The 15,477-nt window shown below is 70.0% G+C and carries 15 protein-coding genes and 1 pseudogene; 10 read left to right on the top strand and 6 right to left on the bottom strand.

The genetic code is table 11. The annotated features are described in order from the left end of the window. The first annotated feature begins 126 nt into the window (after nucleotides 1–126). Nucleotides 127–1,035 carry a LysR substrate-binding domain-containing protein gene (locus AAID08_RS21005; protein ID WP_006384814.1) on the top strand — a complete coding sequence of 303 codons (909 nt, stop codon included), beginning with the start codon at nucleotides 127–129 and terminating at the stop codon, nucleotides 1,033–1,035. Nucleotides 1,036–1,220: 185 nt separating this feature from the next. Then, complete coding sequence (locus AAID08_RS21000) at nucleotides 1,221–2,225, top strand: cytochrome-c peroxidase (RefSeq protein ID WP_054503220.1); 1,005 nt, start codon at nucleotides 1,221–1,223, stop codon at nucleotides 2,223–2,225. A 73-nt stretch (nucleotides 2,226–2,298) separates the two neighbouring features. On the opposite strand, the gene queF is transcribed toward AAID08_RS21000, so the two are convergent. After that, complete coding sequence (gene queF, locus AAID08_RS20995; protein WP_054503219.1) at nucleotides 2,299–3,123, bottom strand: NADPH-dependent 7-cyano-7-deazaguanine reductase QueF; 825 nt, start codon at nucleotides 3,121–3,123, stop codon at nucleotides 2,299–2,301. Nucleotides 3,124–3,445: 322 nt separating this feature from the next. Here queF and aceA point away from each other — a divergent pair, with 322 nt between their 5' ends. Further along, entirely contained in the window at nucleotides 3,446–4,765 is a 1,320-nt protein-coding gene (gene aceA / locus AAID08_RS20990; protein ID WP_020929020.1) for an isocitrate lyase, read from the top strand. A gap of 115 nt (nucleotides 4,766–4,880) precedes the next feature. On the opposite strand, the gene AAID08_RS20985 is transcribed toward aceA, so the two are convergent. Then, on the bottom strand, nucleotides 4,881–5,783 hold the full coding sequence (locus AAID08_RS20985) for a LysR substrate-binding domain-containing protein (RefSeq protein WP_054503218.1): 903 nt from the start codon (nucleotides 5,781–5,783) through the stop codon (nucleotides 4,881–4,883). A 141-nt stretch (nucleotides 5,784–5,924) separates the two neighbouring features. On the opposite strand from AAID08_RS20985, the gene AAID08_RS20980 reads away from it, so the two are divergent. From AAID08_RS20980 to AAID08_RS20970, 3 genes are read left to right on the top strand one after another with little or no spacing between them, the layout of a single operon-like run. Beyond that, nucleotides 5,925–6,470 (top strand): sugar ABC transporter, encoded by a 546-nt coding sequence (locus AAID08_RS20980; RefSeq protein WP_395756869.1) that lies wholly within the window; start codon nucleotides 5,925–5,927, stop codon nucleotides 6,468–6,470. Between the two features lie 7 nt (nucleotides 6,471–6,477). Next, complete coding sequence (locus tag AAID08_RS20975; protein ID WP_063581311.1) at nucleotides 6,478–6,804, top strand: hypothetical protein; 327 nt, start codon at nucleotides 6,478–6,480, stop codon at nucleotides 6,802–6,804. An 18-nt stretch (nucleotides 6,805–6,822) separates the two neighbouring features. Beyond that, nucleotides 6,823–7,662: an MBL fold metallo-hydrolase gene (locus tag AAID08_RS20970; RefSeq protein WP_395756868.1), complete on the top strand. Its 840-nt coding sequence runs from the start codon at nucleotides 6,823–6,825 to the stop codon at nucleotides 7,660–7,662. 20 nt (nucleotides 7,663–7,682) lie between these two features. Here the strand turns inward: AAID08_RS20970 and AAID08_RS20965 are convergent, their stop codons facing one another. Next, on the bottom strand, nucleotides 7,683–8,471 hold the full coding sequence (locus AAID08_RS20965) for a helix-turn-helix domain-containing protein (protein WP_116792118.1): 789 nt from the start codon (nucleotides 8,469–8,471) through the stop codon (nucleotides 7,683–7,685). Between the two features lie 123 nt (nucleotides 8,472–8,594). Between AAID08_RS20965 and AAID08_RS20960 the strand changes: the two genes are divergently transcribed. Next, a complete protein-coding gene (locus AAID08_RS20960; protein WP_054503213.1) occupies nucleotides 8,595–9,359 on the top strand; it encodes an alpha/beta fold hydrolase in 765 nt (254 codons plus the stop codon). Between the two features lie 37 nt (nucleotides 9,360–9,396). Here the strand turns inward: AAID08_RS20960 and bioD are convergent. The 3 genes and pseudogenes from bioD to bioF form a co-directional block, all read right to left on the bottom strand. Beyond that, nucleotides 9,397–10,825: pseudogene (bioD, locus tag AAID08_RS20955) on the bottom strand (dethiobiotin synthase). Continuing rightward, nucleotides 10,822–11,487 carry an alpha/beta fold hydrolase gene (locus tag AAID08_RS20950; RefSeq protein ID WP_395756867.1) on the bottom strand — a complete coding sequence of 222 codons (666 nt, stop codon included), beginning with the start codon at nucleotides 11,485–11,487 and terminating at the stop codon, nucleotides 10,822–10,824. The pseudogene bioD and the gene AAID08_RS20950 overlap by 4 nt, the downstream one beginning before the upstream one ends. Further along, on the bottom strand, nucleotides 11,487–12,671 hold the full coding sequence (gene bioF, locus AAID08_RS20945) for an 8-amino-7-oxononanoate synthase (RefSeq protein WP_064523526.1): 1,185 nt from the start codon (nucleotides 12,669–12,671) through the stop codon (nucleotides 11,487–11,489). Before bioF ends, AAID08_RS20950 begins: the two co-directional genes overlap by 1 nt. Nucleotides 12,672–12,785: 114 nt before the next feature. Between bioF and AAID08_RS20940 the strand changes: the two genes are divergently transcribed. The 3 genes from AAID08_RS20940 (at nucleotide 12,786) to ccoS (ending at nucleotide 15,371) form a co-directional block, all read left to right on the top strand. Then, nucleotides 12,786–14,054 (top strand): adenosylmethionine--8-amino-7-oxononanoate transaminase, encoded by a 1,269-nt coding sequence (locus tag AAID08_RS20940; RefSeq protein WP_395756866.1) that lies wholly within the window; start codon nucleotides 12,786–12,788, stop codon nucleotides 14,052–14,054. Nucleotides 14,055–14,238: 184 nt separating this feature from the next. Continuing rightward, entirely contained in the window at nucleotides 14,239–15,213 is a 975-nt protein-coding gene (locus tag AAID08_RS20935) for a hypothetical protein (RefSeq protein ID WP_395756865.1), read from the top strand. After that, complete coding sequence (gene ccoS / locus AAID08_RS20930) at nucleotides 15,210–15,371, top strand: cbb3-type cytochrome oxidase assembly protein CcoS (RefSeq protein ID WP_006390533.1); 162 nt, start codon at nucleotides 15,210–15,212, stop codon at nucleotides 15,369–15,371. The genes AAID08_RS20935 and ccoS overlap by 4 nt, the downstream gene beginning before the upstream one ends. The last annotated feature ends 106 nt before the right edge of the window (nucleotides 15,372–15,477 follow it).

Here is a 15,477-nt window from a genome sequence, read left to right as displayed (position 1 = left end):
GAAAAGAAAAGGGGAAGGGCGTCCCGCGCCGCGCCGTCGGGCGCGTTGCAGGGGATGGCAGCCATGGTAGGTGTCCCCACAGTCCATCTACAATGGGCTACTGCGTGAAATTACCCTGCACGAATCGTGAATAATGACCTGCTCCCCGCCGACCTGCGCGTATTCAACGCGGTGGTGCGCGCCTCCAGCTTTTCGCGCGCTGCCGAAGACCTGGGCATGTCGGCCGCCTACGTCACCAAGCGCATCCGGCTGCTCGAGGCCAGCCTCGGCACGCCGCTGTTCCATCGCACCACGCGGCGCGTGGTCGTCAGCGAGGCGGGCGAGCGCGTCTACCACTGGGCCCAGCGCATTCTTGACGACGTCGAGCACCTGGTCGAAGAAGTCGGCGTCACGCGCCGCGAACCGCGCGGCCTGCTGCGCATCTGCAGCAGTTTCGGCTTCGGGCGGCGGGTGGTGGCGCCGGCGCTGTCGGCGTTCGTGTCGCGCCATCCCGCCGTGCAGGTGCGCTTCGAGGTGTTCGACCGCCTGGTCGACGTGGCCGCCGAGGGCTACGACCTGGACGTGCGGGTCGGCGACGATATCGCGCCGCACGTGATCGCGCGCAAGCTCGCCGCCAACCACAGGCTGCTTTGCGCGGCGCCGTCATACCTGGCCGAACGCGGCGCGCCGCGCAAGCTGGACGACCTGGCCGCGCACGACTGCCTGGTGATCAAGGAGCGCGATCATCCCTTCGGCGTCTGGCGCATGCGGCGCGGCGAGCGCGAGCACACCGTCAAGGTGCGCGGACCGCTGTCGGCCAACAATGGCGAGATGGTGGTGCAGTGGGCGGTGGACGGCCGCGGCATCATCCTGCGCTCGGCCTGGGACGTGGGCCCGCTGATCGCCGCCGGCAAGCTGGTGCCGGTGCTGCCGCAGTACCGCCAGGAGGCCAACATCTGGGCGGTGTACCCGGCGCGGCTGAACGCCTCGGCCAAGGTGCGGGTGTGCGTGGATTTCCTGGAGGCGCATCTGCGCCAGCTCGACGCCAACGACTGACGCGATCGGGTCGCGCGGCCCGCCGGCCTGGCGGATCGAGGCAGTCAATTCGGATTGCGTCAGGTCAAGCCGCCGTTGCGGGGCGCGCCGACGCGCCGGCGCCCTTGACGCATCGCAAGTCGCCCGCCGGCCGGCTCCGATGTAATGACCTTTGTATGGATAAGGTTATTCAACAGGAGAAAGCCATGAGAAAGAAGCACGCGATGCTCGCGGCGGGTGTCGTCATTGCGCTGTGGGCGGGCCAGGCGTCGGGCGCGCCTCGCCAGGAACCGATCCAGCCGATCGAGGCGGCGGTGGTCAAGGACCCGGCCAAGGTGGAACTGGGCAAGAAGCTGTTCTTCGACCCGCGCCTGTCGCGCTCGGGCGCGATCTCCTGTAATTCCTGCCACAACCTGGGCATGGGCGGCGCGGACAACCTGAAGGCGTCGATCGGCCACAAGTGGCAGCAGGGTTCGATCAACTCGCCCACGGTGCTCAATTCCAGCCTGAACATCGCCCAGTTCTGGGACGGCCGCGCCAAGGACCTGCGCGAGCAGGCCGGCGGCCCGATCGCCAATCCGATGGAAATGGCCTCCACCCACGAACTGGCGGTGCAGGTGCTCAATTCCATTCCGGGCTACCGCGCCGAGTTCAAGCAGGTGTTCGGCAAGGACGGCATCACCATTGACGAGGTGACGGGCGCGCTGGCCGCCTTCGAGGAAACGCTGGTGACGCCGAACTCGCGCTTCGACCAGTGGCTCAAGGGCGACGACAAGGCGCTGACCGTCCAGGAACTGGCCGGCTACACGTTGTTCAAGAACAGCGGCTGCGTGGCGTGCCACAACGGCGTGGCGGTGGGCGGCAACTCGTTCCAGAAGATGGGGCTGGTGGCGCCGTACCAGACCGACAACAAGGCCGAGGGCCGCGCCGCCGTCACCGGCAAGGACGCCGACCGCTTCAACTTCAAGGTGCCGACGCTGCGCAACGTGGCGTTGACCTATCCGTATTTCCATGACGGCGAGGCCGCCACCCTGACGCAGGCGGTGGACGTGATGGGCCGCCTGCAATTGGGCCGCACCTTCACGCCGGACGAGAACGCGCAGATCGTGGCGTTCCTGAAGACCCTGACGGGCGACCAGCCGGCGATCCAGTACCCGCTGCTGCCGCCTTCGGCGGACGACACGCCGCGGCCGGCGCCGTTCGTGAAGTAGGGAGGCGGGCGGCGCCGTCGGGGGCGCCGCCTGTGAAGGGCGTCTTTCGCCTCGGGGCGGACGACGACCGTTTTTACTGGCGCACCGTGCGCACGTCGGCCGGCGGCGCCGTCTCGACGTTGCTGCGCCACGGGTTGATGTCCAGCCCGCCGCGCCGCGTGTAGCGCGCATAGACCGTCAGTTGCTCGGGCGCGCAGGCCTGCATGATGTCGGTGAAGATGCGTTCCACGCAGTGCTCGTGGAACTCGGCGTGCTGGCGGAATGAGATCACGTAGCGCAGCAGCGACTCGCGGTCGATCGGCTTGCCGCGGTAGCGGACCTGCACGCTGGCCCAGTCGGGCTGGCCGGTCACCGGGCAGTTGGATTTGAGCAGGCGCGAGCACAGGGTTTCCTCGACCACGTCGCCGGCGCGCGTGCGCAGCAGCTCGGGCGCCGGCTCGTAGGTGTCGATCTCGATGTCGAGCTTGTCTATATAGATACCGTCCAATTCGCCCATGCGCAGTTCGCCAAAGCGCTGCGGCAGGATGAAGTCCAGCCCCACGGGCGCGCCGGCGGCGGCGCTCAGGTCGCGTTCCAGGCGGCCGCGCAGGGCGGCCGAGTTGACCAGCCGGGTCTGGTTGAACGAGTTCAGGTACAGCTTGAACGACTTGGACTCGATGATGTTGGGACTGTCGGCCGGCACCGAGAACGTGGCCATCGCCACCCGCGGCTTGCCCTTGGCGTCGAGCCATGACAACTCATAGGCGTTCCACAGGTCCACCCCGGTGAACGGCAGCGGGCCGCTCGCCAGGTTGAGCGCCTCGCGGTTGTGGGCGCGGGCGATGGGGAACAGCAGCGAGGGGTCGTATTGCGAGACGTAGGTCACGCTCTGGCCCAGCGGGCCGTGAGACAGCGTCATGGAAAGGTCGTCGGAAAACGTGGAGATGACCGCATTGTAGGCGCTCTCAAACCCGTCATTTTTCGCATCATGAAACGCCGCTCCCGGCATGTGAAAGTTCGTGCTGCGCCGCCGCGCAAGCGCATTTCACGGATGACAATTGCCTTCCGTAATGCGGAACGATCCATATAACCTATTGATTTTTATGAATAATATTTTTCATCTTATATAAGAGGCATGGCCACATTGCTCCGCAGCACAGGCATAGACTTTCTCCAACGATTCACGCAATGCAACCCCGAAGTTTTCTTGCCTTTTCAGCCATAGACCAAGGAGCATGACCATGAGCCACCGCGAAACCGAAATCCGCAATCTGCAGAAAGACTGGGCCGAGAACAGCCGCTGGCAGGGCATCAAGCGCGACTACAGCGCCGAGGATGTCATCCGCCTGCGCGGCTCGATCGCCGTCGAGCACACCCTGGCCCGCCGCGGCGCGACCCGCCTGTGGGAGCAACTGCACAGCGAGCCTTTCGTCAATTCGCTGGGCGCCCTGACCGGCAACCAGGCCATGCAGCAGGTCAAGGCCGGCCTCAAGGCCATCTACCTGTCGGGCTGGCAGGTGGCCGGCGACGCCAACCTGGCCGGCGAGATGTACCCCGACCAGTCGCTGTACCCCGCCAACTCGGTGCCGCAGGTCGTGCGCCGCATCAATAACTCGCTGACCCGCTGCGACCAGATCCAGTGGATGGAAGGCAAGAACCCGGGCGACGAGGGCTACATCGATTTCTTCGCGCCCATCGTGGCCGATGCCGAAGCCGGTTTCGGCGGCGTGCTGAACGCCTTCGAGCTGATGAAGGCCATGATCGAGGCCGGCGCCTCGGGCGTGCACTTCGAGGACCAGTTGGCGTCCGTGAAGAAGTGCGGCCACATGGGCGGCAAGGTGCTGGTGCCGACCCGCGAAGCCGTGGCCAAGCTGGTCTCGGCGCGCCTGGCGGCCGACGTGATGGGCACGCCCACCGTGCTGCTGGCCCGCACCGACGCCGATGCCGCCGACCTGGTGACCAGCGACGTCGACGAGAACGACCGTCCTTTCATCACCGGCGAGCGCACGGTGGAAGGCTTTTTCCGCACCCGCGCCGGCATTGACCAGGCGATCTCGCGCGGCCTGGCCTACGCGCCGTACGCCGACCTGATCTGGTGCGAAACGTCCACGCCCAACCTGGAATACGCCCGCAAGTTCGCCGACGCGATCCATCGCCAGTTCCCGGGCAAGCTGCTGGCGTACAACTGCTCGCCGTCGTTCAACTGGAAGAAGAACCTGGACGACGCCACCATCGCCAAGTTCCAGCGCGAGCTGGGCGCCATGGGCTACAAGTTCCAGTTCATCACGCTGGCCGGCTTCCACGCGCTGAACTACGGCATGTTCGAGCTGGCCCACGGCTACGCCCGCCGCCAGATGAGCGCCTTCGTCGAATTGCAGCAGAAGGAATTCGCCGCCGCCGACCTGGGCTTTACCGCGGTCAAGCACCAGCGCGAAGTGGGCACCGGCTACTTCGACGCCGTGACCCAGACCATCGAGGGCGGCCAGTCCTCGACCACCGCGCTGACCGGCTCGACCGAAGAGGCGCAGTTCGAGCACGGCAAGGAGCAGAAGGCCGCCTGAGCCGGACGGGCTTGATTGTGCAGTTGCAGTTGTAGTGCTGTTGTAGGGTGGATTCAGGGTGCCTTCGGGCACCCTCTTTTTTGGGCGGGCGCCGTCGCGCGATGGGAGCGGCGTCCTACGGCCCGGCTGCTGCCGCGTTACCCGCTTCTTGCCTTAGCCATTCGGTGAACGCCTGGATAGGGGGCGGGCTCAGGGTGAACGGTTCGGGGAGGACCAGACAGAAGGCCTTGGAGACGGTTTTTGCCTGGGGCCATGGCGCTACCAGCCGGCCCATGGCGATTTCGGTTTCCACGTAGAGGCGCGGCACCAGCGCCACGCCCAGTCCGGCCAATGCCGCTTCGATCAGCATGGCATGCAGGTCGTAGCGCACGCCCAGCGCCGCGTTGGCCAGGGGGATGCCGGTTTCCCGCGCATACCGCTGCCAGGCGTCCGGATTCTGCCGCCGATGCAGTCGCGGCAGGGCGTCCAGGGCCATCGGGCCGGCGTCGCCTTCCACCAGCGCGGGATGGCACACGGGGATCAGCACTTCGTCGAGCAAATGCTGCGTATGCATTCCAGTCCAGGCCGGATGCGCGAAATGGATCGCGGCGTCGAACCCGCTGCCGGCCAGGGCGAACGGCTCCAGGCGCTCGGCCAGATGCACGGCGATGTTCGGGTGCTGCCGCTGGAATCGCGGCAGGCGCGGAATCAACCAACGCATGGCGAAGGTGGGCACCGTGGCGATGTCAAGGTTGGCGCTGTCCTGCCGTTGCCCGATCAGGTATTGGCTGTCGCGATCCAGGCGGTCGAGCAGTTCGCGCACCTGGGTTGCGTAGCGCGCGCCGTTGGGCAGCAGCCGGACGCGGTTACCGATCCGCTCGAACAATGGAACGCCGAGAAAGGCTTCCAGCCGGCCGATCTGGCGGCTGATGGCGCCTTCGGTGACGGCCAGTTCGTCGGCCGCGCGGGCGAAGCTGCCATGGCGGGCGGCCGCCTCGAAGGCCATTAAGGAAGTATTGCTGGGAATCCTGCGGCGCATGGGGCGAGTTCCGGTTTGCCTTGATGTTTGCTCACTGAAGCATACCGAAAAATCGTTTTATGGCGTCTTTTTCAGGCCATACCATGATGAAACCTCAACCAAGGCGCCGGGCACGAAATATGGCCGGCCGCGACCGAACCCATGATCTACACCGTCGAATGCAGTTTCTCGGACCCCGCCAGCGAAGGGGCCTGGAATGATTTCTACAGCCTGAAAAAGCTGCCCGCGCTCATTTCCGTAAGCGGTTTCCAGACCTCGCAGCGCTTTCAGGCGCTGAGCGCGGGTTGCCCGACCTACCTCGCCGTGCATTCGATCGACGGGCTCGAGGTGTTGCTCGGCGAGGAATATCGGCAGAAGGGCGGCGGCAACTTCGCCCGCTGGCAGCCGCACATCACGGACTGGCACCGCAATCTCTATGCCGGCCTGGCGCGAGCCCCCGCCATTGCCGCGGACGAAACCCTGCTGGTGAGTGACGTCGGCGCCGAGCCGCTGGTCGCGCTGGGCCTGACGCCCGCCGCCATGCACGCCGTGGCGCTGGACAAATCGCGCGGGCACCGGTGGCTGGCGAAGTGCCCGCGCGGCGCGGATGGCCAAGCCCCCGCACTGCCGTCCGGCGTGCACCGCTATGCGCCGATGACGGCGCAGTTGGCGAATGCGCGCGGGGCCGGCCGCGATGCGTCGAAGTAGCGCCGCCATGCCCAACGTGACATTTTTCTTCGCGGCGCCATGCATGCCGGCCGACCGCGATCTGGCGGAGTTGGCCGAGGCATGCACGGGGCTGTGCGTTGACGTGCTCGGCGCGGCGCTGGAGAACGTGCACATCATCAACCTGGCGGTTCACCCCGGGCGCGGGCTTCCGGCATTCGCGGAAGTCCAATTCCGGCTCGAACCGTTCCGCCCGCCCGCCGTGATGGAGGCCTTCATGGCGGGGTTGGATGAGGCCATCCTGCGCATCACGGGGCTGACCGCGCGCATCCGCTGCTTCGGCCATGCGGCAGGAGCCATCCATGCGCGCCATTGAGCATTCTGGAGGATCGCCATGCAACCTATGACCTTGCCAAGCCTGCGGATCGGTGAGTTCTCGATCACCGCCATCAGTGACGGATACCTGTCCGCCGCCCTTGAATCGCTCTCCAACATCGACCCGGAGGATGCCGCCAAGCTGCAGCGCGACGCGGGCGTCTCCGACCCCGGCGCCATCCATATCAATGGCTATCTGGTCCGGGGCAGGGGCCGCACGCTGCTGATCGATGCGGGCGCGGGCGGATTCAAGCAATGGGGCGGCAAGCTCCTGGCCAACCTGGCGTTGGTCGGCGTGCAACCCGGCGACGTCGATACGGTGCTGCTGACCCACGCGCATCCCGATCACATTGGCGGATTGCTGGATGGCGCGGGGCGGGAAGTCTTTGCGCGGGCCGAGCTGGTTGTACATGCGCGGGAGGTGGCGTTCTGGCAAGACGATGGCAATCTCGCGCGGGCCAGCGAGCGCGCACGCGGCAACTTCCAGTTCGCCCGCGAGGTGTTCGGCGCGTATCGAGCCAGGATGCGCACGTTCACGGGCCGCGAGGTCCTGCCCGGCATCGACGCGGTGCCCCTGCCGGGGCATACCGCCGGGCACTCCGGCTTCCGTATCGAGTCCGACGGACGGAGTGTGCTGGTCTGGGGGGACATCGTGCATTTTCCGCAGATCCAGATCGCGCGCCCCGATGTGTCGATCGCCTTCGACCAGGATCCGACCCTGGCCGCCGACACGCGCTCGGCGCTGCTGGACATCGTCAGCGCGGACGGGCTCCTGGTTGCCGGCATGCATCTCGGCGAACCCGGCTTTGCCCGTATCGCGCGCCAGGGCGACGGCTACCGCATCGCCTACGAGACCTGAGCGGGACGGCCCCGGTTATCTCAGGCGGGGCGGCCGTTCGAGGCCAGGTAGGCACTGGGCGCCTGGCCCAGCGCGCGCCGGAACGCGCTGGTGAAGGCGCTCGCGCTGGCGTAGCCCAGGTCCAGCGCGACGCGGGTCACGGGCTGGCCCTGGCTCAGGCGCTCGATCGCGGCCAGCAGGCAGGCCTGCTGGCGCCAGGCGCCGAAGCTGATGCCGGCTTCGGCGCGGAACTGGCGGGTGAAGGTGCGCCGGCTCATGCCGGCCGCGGCCGCCATCGTGTCCAGGTCCGTCGTGATCGACGGCGCCGCCCATAGCGCGCGGCAGGCGCGCGCCAGGCGCGGGTCGGCGGGCAGCGGCGCGTGCAGCGACAGCGCCGGCATGGCGGCGATTTCGGCCGCCAGCAGCGCCATCAGCTTGCCGGCGCGGCCGTCCAGGTCGTAGAGCGCGGGCAGGTCGATGGCTTCATCGAGCAGGTGGCGCAGCAGCGGCGAGACGGCGTGGACCCGGCATTCGGCGGGCAGGCCCAGGGCCTGCGCGGCGCGCGCGGTGAGAAAGGTGTTGAGCATGGTCACCGCGCCGCTCATGGTCATCTGGTGATCCATGCCCGCCGGCACCCAGCAGGCGCGTTGCGGCGGCACCAGCCAGCGGCCCGTCGGCGTGGCCACGCTGATGGCGCCGCGCGCGGCGTAGGCGAACTGGCCGCGGCGGTGGGCGTGCAGCGGGAAGGTCAGGCCGGCCGGGTAGTCGCAGGCCGTCACCACCACGTCGCGCGGAATGTCCTCGTAGGGATCGACCAGGGTATTGCGCATGGCCTGGATTCTACAGTGAATGACCCGATATCGAAGGCGGGCCGCCGGCGCCCGGCCTACGATGCCGCCATTGTCCATCGCGTTCGCTGCCCTGCGGCGCATCGCCACACTCCAGGAGCCGACATGGCCAACACTTTCCATCGCGTGGGCCACGGCCCGCATCCCGTCATCGTGCTGCACGGCTGGTTCGGCGACGCGCACGCCTTCGAGCCGATCGAACCCTGGCTGTCGGGCGCGGACTTCAGCTATGTCTTCATGGACTACCGCGGCTATGGCGGCATGCGCGAGGCGGCCGGCGAACATTCGATCGACGAGATCGCCGCCGACGCGCTGGCGCTGGCCGACGCGTTGGGGTTCGAGCGCTTCAGCCTGGTGGGCCATTCGATGGGCGGCATGGCGATCGAGCGGGTCGCGGCGCTGGCGCCCGAGCGGGTGCGCGCGCTGGTGGCGGTGGCCCCGGTGCCGTGCGGCGGCGTGGCCATGGCGCCGGCCACGCGCGCGCTGTTCGACGGCGCGGCCGCGGACCTGGCCGCGCGTCGCGCCATCATCGACCGCAGCACCGGCGGGCGCCTGCCGGCGGCATGGGTGGCGTGGAAGGCCGACTATTCCGCCGCGCATTCGTCGGCGGCCGCGTTCGCCGCGTACCTGCCCGCCTGGGTCGGCACCGATTTCAGCGACCGCATCGACGGCCGCCATCCGGTGCTGGCCCTGGTGGGCGAGCACGATCCGGTGTTCACGCCGGCGCTGATGGCCGCGACCTATGCGCGGCGCTATCCGCGCACGACAGTCGAGGTGCTGGCCAATGCCGGGCACTATCCGATGAATGAAACGCCGCTGGCGCTGGCGGCGGCCATCGAGCGCTTCCTGCGGACCTCCGCCGGGGACTGAGCGCGGCGCACGCGGCGCTGCGGTCAGCCCGTTGCCGTCAACCGGCGGCGCGCATCGCCGCCAGGCATTCCGCCAGCGGCGGCACGGCGCGCGCCAGCGCCTCGACGGCGGCCGCGTCGACCCGGTCCTGCGGCGGGATCTCGGCCAGCACCCGCACATTGCCGAAGCGTTCGATCGCCTCGCGGTTGCCGGCCGACAGCGGGCCGCTCATGATCACGCCCAGCACCGGGATGGCGCGGCGGCGCAGCGCCTCCAGGCTGAGCAGGGTGTGGTTGATGGTGCCCAGGCCGCTGCGCGCGGCCAGCACCACCGGCATGCCCAGGCGCGCGATCAGGTCGATCATCATGTGGCTGTCGTCGATCGGCACGTACAGGCCGCCGGCCCCTTCGACAATCAGGGGCGCGGTCGTGGCGGGCGGCACGATGGCGGTGGCGTCGATCACCGCGTCTTCCAGCGGCGCGGCGGCCCACGGCGACAGCGGCGCCTGCAGCACGTAGGCCGGCAGGTGCAGGCGCTCGGGCGGCAGTTGCGCCAGGCGCGCGACAGTCTCGGTGTCACCCGGCTCCTCGGCCACGCCGGTCTGCACCGGCTTCCAGTAGTCGGCCTGCCAGGCGCGCGCCAGGATGGCCGAGACCAGGGTCTTGCCGATGCCGGTGTCGGTGCCGGTGACGAATACGCCGTGGGCGCGGGTGTCAGTCATGTTTCTTCCAGATTCCATAGGCCAGGTGATAGGTCACCGTGGCGCCTTGTTTGTCGAACTGCGCCAGCACCCGCCGCAATGCGGCCGGGCCCAGCGGCGCGGTGCCGGGCGCGGGCGTGGTGGCGCCGATGCCCTTGAGCGCCTTGAGGAAATGCAGGCCGTCAGGATGATCTTGTATCAGCCGTTCGCTGTGCACGCCACCGGCCAGATCGGCCATGGCCGGACGGATGGCGCCGCTCGGCGGATAGCGTGGCGTGGCGGCGGCCAGGCCGACGGCGTCATGGGCGGCGCGCCATTCCTCGAACGTGCCTTCGGCCAGCGTCGCCACCGCCAGGTGACCGCCGGGCGCGAGCAGGCCGGCCAGGCGGCCCAGGCCGCCGTTCAGGTCGGCGAACCACTGCACCGCCAGGCTGGAGCAGATCAGGTCATACCTGCCCGGCAGGTCCTGGGGGTGCTCGCCGTCCAGCACTTGATAGCGGGCGGTGCCGGGCAGCGCCGGACCTTGTTGCGCCCGAGCCAGCATGGCGGGCGAGATGTCGGTCACGGTCCAGTCCGCCGGCCCCAGCCGGGCGGCCAGCGCCCGCGTCAGCAGGCCCGTGCCGCAGCCGATCTCCAGGATGCGCGGATGCGGCGGCAGCGGCAGCCGGCCGATCGCGTCGGCCAGCCGCCCGGCGGTGATGCGCTGGGCGGGGGCATGGTCGTCGTAGCGCGCGGCGGCGGCGCCGAAGCGCGCGCCGACCCGGGCATTGCGCAGGTGGGCGCTCATGCGGCGGGCGCCACGCCGGCCAGGAAGGCGCGGATGCGCTGCGCGCACCAGTCGGTGTCGGTCAGTGGCAGCAGATGGCCGCCGTGCTCGCGCCAGTGGATTTCGATGGCGGTGCCGAAGCCCGCCGTCGTCATCGGCGCGGTGGCGATCGGGTCGGCCGCGCCCGCCAGCGCCAGCAGCGGCATCGGCAGCGCCGCCAGCGCGGCGCGCTGGTCGGCGTCGCGCAGGAACCGCAGGTCGCGCGCCAGCGGTTCGACCTGGGGGACGCCGATGGCGCTGGTGTCGCCGCAGCGCTGGCGGAAATCGCGCAGCACGGTTTCCGGCTGCGCCGCCAGGCGGTTCAACATGCGGTCCAGCATGCGCGCCGGCACGCCTTCGGGGAAGTCGTCGGCCGCGCCGAAGCGGGCAAAGCCGTTGATCGCCACCAGGCCGAGGCAGCCGGGCGGCGGTTCGCCCAGCAGCCGCAGGGCGCCCAGCGAGTGGCCGATGGCCAGCACCGGGCCGGCGGGCGCGGGCGTATGGGCCGGCCCGAAATAGCCGGCGTCGGCCACGGCCTGCGGCCAGTCGGCCAGCGCGGCGGCCAGCGGGCCCCAGAATGCGGCGTCGAAGGTCCAGCCATGCACGAACAGCAGGGTGGGGCGGACAGGAGCGGTGGCCAGCATCAGGCGAGCGCGGCCGTCAGGCCGTCGATCAGTTGGTCGACATCGGCGTCGCGGTGCGCCGCGCTCAGGGCGATGCGCAGGCGGCTGGTGCCGGCCGGCACGGTGGGCGGGCGGATCGCCACGGCCAGCAGGCCGCGTTGTTCCAGCGCCGCCGCCAGCGCCAGGGCGCGGGCCTCGTCGCCGACGATGGCGGGCACGATCTGCGTGGACGAGTCGCCGCTGTCCACGCCCAGGCCGCGGAGCGCCGCCCGCAGGCGTTCGCCCGAGGCGGCCAGCCGGGCGCGTTCGGCGTCCAGCGTGGGCACCAGGTCGAGCGCGGCGTCCATCGCGCCCAGCACGGCAGGCGGCAGGGCGGTGGTGTAGATGAAGCCGGAACAGGCGTTGACCAGGTAGTCGCAGAGCGCGCGCGAGCCGGCCACATAGGCGCCGAAGCCGCCCAGCGCCTTGCTGAAGGTGCCCATGGCCAGGTCGATGCCGCCCGGCGCCAGCCCGGCCAGCCCCATGCCGCCCGGTCCCAGCACGCCGGTGGCATGGGCTTCGTCCAGGTAAACAAAGGCCTGGTAGCGCTCGGCCAGCGCCGCCAGCCGCGCCACGTCGGTGCGGTCGCCGTCCATGCTGAAGACGCTTTCGGTGACGATGAAGCGCGCGGCGGGCGGCGCTGACGGGTCGGCGCGCGCCGCCAGCAAGGCTTCCAGGTGGTCCAGGTCATTGTGGCGGAAGCGGATCTGCCGCACGCCCGCCGCCTGGCAGCCGTGGTGCAGGCTGGCGTGGTTGAGCTTGTCGGCGTAGACCTGCACCTCGCCCTGGCCGGCGGCCGCGCGCAGCAGCGCGGGCAGCACGGCGGCGTTGGCCTGCCAGCCGGAGGCCAGCAGCAGCGCGGCCTCGGTGCCCTTCAGGCGGGCCAGCTTGGCCTCGACCTGCTCGTGCAGGTCGAGATTGCCGCACACCAGCCGCGAGGCCTGCGCGCCGGCGCCGTGGCGGGCGGCCCATTCGCGCGAGCGCTCGATCAGCAGCGGGTGCTTGGACAGGCCCAGGTAGTCGTTGCTGGAGAAGTTCAGCGCCGGGACGCCGTCCAGCGCGATGCGGCCGGCGGGCGCGGCGGCGGCGGTGCGCAGCCGGCGGCGCACGCGGCGCGATTCGGCTTGCGCCAGTTCGGAAGAAAAGAGGGGATCCAGCTTGGACATGACGATTTCCTGCGGCGGCCGTCGGCGGGGGCGTCCCGCAATCGGGCCGCGGCCGTTAACAGCGCCGTCAGGCCCCCGGCCGTAGAATGCGAGCCATTGTAGTGGAGGTGAAACATGCAGACGCCTGACTGGATGGCCCGGGGCCAGCCGCATATCTGGCAGCCCTACGCCCAGATGAAGACCGCGACGCCGCCGCTGCCGGTGGTGCGCAGCCACGGCAGCCGCCTGGAGCTGGCCGACGGCCGCCAATTGATCGACGGCGTGGCGTCCTGGTGGACCGCCTGCCACGGCTACAACCACCCGCATATCGCCCAGGCGGTGCGGGCGCAGTTGGACGCCATGCCGCACGTCATGTTCGGCGGCCTGACGCACGAACCCGCGCTGACCCTGGCGCGGCGCCTGGCGGCCCTGCTGGGACCGGGGCTGGACCGCGTGTTCTATACGGACTCCGGCTCGGTGGCGGTGGAAGTCGCGATGAAGATGGCGGTGCAGTTCTGGCTCAACCAGGGCGAGCGCGGCCGCAGCCGCTTCCTGGCCTTCCGCGGCGGCTACCACGGCGACACCTTCGGCACCATGGCGGTGTGCGACCCCGACGAGGGCATGCACAGCCTGTTCCGCGGCATGCTGGCCGAGCACGACATCGTCGACCTGCCGCGCGACGACGCCGCCATGGCCCGGCTCGACGCCTTCCTGGAGACGCGCGGCCCGCAACTGGCCGGCATCCTGGTCGAACCGCTGGTGCAGGGCGCCGGCGGCATGCTGCTGCACGACCCCGAGGTGCTGCGGCGGCTGCGCCGGCTGGCCGACCGCCACGGCCTGCTGCTGATCTTCGACGAGATTTTCACCGGCTTCGGCCGCACCGGCACCCTGTTCGCGTTCGAGCAGGCCGGCATCCGCCCCGACATCATCACGCTGTCCAAGGCGCTGACCGGCGGCACGCTGCCGCTGGCCGCCACGGTGGCCAGCGGCCGGGTGTTCGACGCCTTCTGGTCGGACGATCCCTCGCACGCCCTGATGCACGGTCCCACCTTCATGGGCAACGCCCTGGCCTGCGCCGCCGCCAATGCCTCGCTCGATCTGTTCGAGAGCGAGCCGCGCCTGGCGCAGGCGCGGGCGCTGTCGTCCGCCCTGGCGGCGGGGCTGGCGCCATGCCGCGAGCTGGCCTGGGTGCGCGACGTGCGGGTGCTGGGCGCGATCGGCGTGGTCGAGCTGGACCGCATCGACGACCGCGAGGCCCTGAAGCGCCGTCTGGTCGAGGCCGGCGTCTGGGTGCGGCCGTTCGGCAATGTGGTGTATTTGACGCCGGCGCTGACCATCGCCCCGGACGAGCTGGACACGCTGATGCGGGCGGTGATCGCCGTGCTGCGCGCCCAACGGCCCTGAAGGCGGGCGCCAGCGGGCGGCCCCGCGGGCCAGAGGAGCTTTCGCGGATCCTCTGGCAATGCCGCGCCTGCGCTTGTGGGACGGCAATTCTGCAAGGCCGCCGCGCGCCGTGCCCGGGCAAATCGCCCGGCGTGCCTTGATCCAGGTCAAGGCGAGCGCCGGCGGCGCTGGGTAGCATCGGCGCATGCGAGCAAAATCCATCTTCGCCGTCCCGCCATCCCTGTCCGACGCCGAGCGCCAGCAGCGCCGGCATGCGCTGGTGCGCCTGTCGCTGGCGTGGCTGGCGATGATGCAGGTGATGATGTTCGCCTGGCCCGGCTACCTGCGCCACGAGGGCATCCCCAAGGACGCCCTTGATACGCTCGACTGGGCCATCGTGCTGATGAACTGGGCCAGCCTGGCCCTGACGGTGCCGGTGGTGCTGTATTCGGCCTGGCCGATCTGGCGCCACGCCGGCGCCAACCTGCGCCAGGGCCGCGCCGGCATGGACGTGCCGGTGGCGCTGGGCATCGTCGCCGCCTTCATTCCCAGCGTGCATGCCACCTACACCGGCCACGGCGAGGTCTATTTCGATTCGGTCACCATGTTCGTGGCCTTCCTGCTGACGGCGCGCTACCTGGAACTGTGCGCGCGCCAGTCGTTCGGCGGCAGCGCCAGCGGCCAGCGCCACGCCCGGGTCGAGGCGCAACGCCAACTGCTGGGCGCCGGCGCCGACCGGCTGGCCTCGCGCTTCGTCATGGCGCAGGTGGCGCTGGCGCTGGGCGCGGCGGCGGTCTGGGCCTGGATCGACCCGGCCCACAGTATCCCGGTGATGGTGGCGCTGCTGGTGATGAGCTGTCCCTGTGCCATGTCGATGGCGGTGCCCACCGCCATGGCGTCGGCCCATGCGGCGCTGGCGGCGCATCCGTCCATGCCCGACGCGGCGCTGGACGCGCTGCTGGCCGAGGCGCAACGCAAGGCGCGCCAGAACCTGCATGGCTCGCTGGCCTGGCACCTGTTGATGACGCCGCTGGCGCTGGTCGGCTGGGTCACGCCCTGGCTGGCGGCCATCACCATGCTGCTGTCGTCGCTGGCGGTGGCCTACAACTCGTGGCGGCTGTCGCGCCGCGACTGGTCCGGCAGCCCGGCGCCCGACGGCGCGCTGGAAGCCGCGCCATGACCATCCTCTACCTGTTGCTGCCCCTGTCGCTGCTGTTCGTGCTGGCGATCGGCGTGTCGCTGTGGTGGGCCGTGTTCAACGGCCAATACGACGACACTGACAACGCCGGCACCGCCATCCTGCGCGACGACGATAGCGGGCCGGCCTCGCGCGGCTAGGATCGCGCGATCTCCCCAGGCGTCTCGCGGCGGCCATTCGCTGGCCGCCCGCCCGGCCTTGGCCGGCGTCCGCGCCAGCGACGTTGCCGCCGCGCCGCGGGTTCCC

It is taken from the genome of Achromobacter sp. EB05 (assembly GCF_044232075.1).
GTDB lineage: Bacteria > Pseudomonadota > Gammaproteobacteria > Burkholderiales > Burkholderiaceae_B > Achromobacter > Achromobacter dolens.
Note: the sequence above shows the minus strand (reverse complement) of the source record. Positions and strands in the feature narration are given on the sequence as shown.